The sequence below is a fragment of the Cellulomonas sp. GbtcB1 genome, assembly GCF_019091725.1.
Taxonomy (GTDB): Bacteria; Actinomycetota; Actinomycetes; order Actinomycetales; family Cellulomonadaceae; genus Cellulomonas.
The window spans coordinates 1-236 of record NZ_JAGXJG010000560.1 but is presented as its reverse complement, the minus strand read 5'-3'; the positions used below and the strand labels follow the sequence as shown (position 1 = coordinate 236).

At 82.2% G+C, this 236-nt stretch carries 1 pseudogene; it reads left to right on the top strand.

Annotation, left to right across the window (positions count from 1 at the left end):
- A pseudogene (locus tag KVT14_RS21385) lies at positions 1-236 on the top strand (homoserine dehydrogenase); the annotation flags it as partial.

Here is a 236-nt window from a genome sequence, read left to right as displayed (position 1 = left end):
GGCGGCTCGCGGCGCGACGGGGGACGCGGGGGAGGGCGCCCAGGACTGGGGGCCCCCGGCGCTGGTGCCGCTGACGCCCCCGCTGGCCGGGGTGCGCGGGGCCTTCAACGCGGTGTCCGTCGAGGCGGAGGCCGCCGGCGAGCTCATGTTCTACGGCCGCGGCGCGGGCGGTGCCCCGAGGGCGAGCGCCGTGCTCGGCGACGTCGACTCGGCCGCCCGGCACCGGGTGCACGGCG